1 protein-coding gene is annotated in these 1,770 nt (G+C 73.4%); it reads left to right on the forward strand.

Annotated features, from left to right (window positions below; translation table 11 throughout):
- Positions 1-163 precede the first annotated feature (163 nt).
- Positions 164-1,770, forward strand: a 1,607-nt coding sequence (locus H5J33_RS34000) for an ABC-F family ATP-binding cassette domain-containing protein (protein ID WP_181798521.1), incomplete at its 3' end; no start/stop codon positions are given.

Here is a 1,770-nt window from a genome sequence, read left to right on the forward strand (position 1 = left end):
CTCGCGCGGTCATCCGGCCGGCCCCGTCAGGGGGCGGTGGCCGTGTCCCCGGTCGTCAGGCCGTCGCGGCCGTACCTGGACCCCGCCCCCCGCTCACGCGCGCCCGCGGCCTTGCCGATACTCGTTTGCCCCCGCGCCCGCGCGCCGCGCAGAATGCCTGCCCATGGGACATCTGGAAGCCGCGCACCTGGAGTACTACCTCCCCGACGGGAGGGCGCTGCTGGGCGATGTCTCCTTCCGGGTGGGAGAGGGCGCCGTCGTCGCCCTGGTCGGGCCGAACGGCGCGGGCAAGACCACGCTGCTGCGGCTGATCTCCGGCGAGCTGAAACCGCACGGCGGCACCGTCACCGTGGCCGGCGGCCTCGGGGTGATGCGCCAGTTCGTCGGCTCCGTACGCGACGAGACAACCGTACGTGACCTGCTGGTCTCCGTCGCCCCGCCCCGGATCCGGCAGGCCGCGAAGGCCGTCGACGCCGCCGAGCACGCCCTGATGACCGTCGACGACGAGGCCGCCCAGCTCGGCTACGCCCAGGCCCTCGCCGACTGGGCCGAGGCCCGCGGCTACGAGGCCGAGACCTTGTGGGACATGTGCACCACCGCGGCCCTCGGCGTCCCCTACGAGCGCGCCCAGTGGCGCGAGGTGCGCACCCTCTCCGGCGGCGAGCAGAAGCGGCTGGTGCTGGAGGCGCTGCTGCGCGGCACCGACGAGGTACTGCTGCTGGACGAGCCGGACAACTACCTCGACGTGCCCGGCAAGCGCTGGCTGGAGCAGCAGCTGAAGGAGACCCGCAAGACCGTCCTGTTCGTCTCCCACGACCGCGAACTCCTCGCCCGCGCCGCCGAGAAGATCGTCTCCCTGGAGCCGGGCCCGGCCGGCGCCGACGCCTGGGTGCACGGCGGCGGCTTCGCCACCTACCACCAGGCCCGCCGCGAACGCTTCGCCCGCTTCGAGGAGTTGCGCCGCCGCTGGGACGAGAAGCACGCCCAGCTGAAGAAGCTGGTGCTGAGCCTGCGTCAGGCCGCCGCCGTCAGCCACGAGATGGCCTCCCGGTACGCCGCCGCCCAGACCCGGCTGCGCAAGTTCGAGGAGGCCGGCCCGCCGCCGGAGCCGCCCCGCGAGCAGGAGATCACCATGCGCCTGAAGGGCGGCCGCACCGGCGTACGGGCCGTCACCTGCGCGGGACTGGAACTGACCGGCCTGATGCGGCCGTTCGACCTGGAGGTCTTCTACGGCGAACGGGTCGCCGTCCTCGGCTCCAACGGCTCCGGCAAGTCCCACTTCCTGCGGCTGCTGGCCGGCGAGGACGTCGCGCACACGGGCGACTGGAAGCTGGGCGCCCGGGTCGTCCCCGGCCACTTCGCGCAGACCCACGCGCAGCCCGGACTCCAGGGCCGCACCCTGCTGGACATCCTCTGGAAGGAACACGCCCAGGACCGGGGCGCGGCCATGTCCCGGCTGCGCCGCTACGAACTCACCCGGCAGGCCGAGCAGACCTTCGACCGGCTCTCCGGCGGACAGCAGGCCCGCTTCCAGATCCTGCTGCTCGAACTGGCCGGTGCCACCGCCCTGTTGCTGGACGAGCCCACCGACAACCTCGACCTGGAGTCCGCCGAGGCCCTCCAGGAGGGGCTGGAGGCGTTCGAGGGCACGGTCCTCGCGGTCACCCACGACCGCTGGTTCGCCCGCTCCTTCGACCGCTTCCTCGTCTTCGGCGCCGACGGCCGGGTCCGCGAGAGCCCGGAACCGGTCTGGGACGAACGCCGCGTCGA

Source organism: Streptomyces sp. WELS2, from assembly GCF_013870595.1.
In the GTDB taxonomy this organism is placed as follows: domain Bacteria; phylum Actinomycetota; class Actinomycetes; order Streptomycetales; family Streptomycetaceae; genus Streptomyces.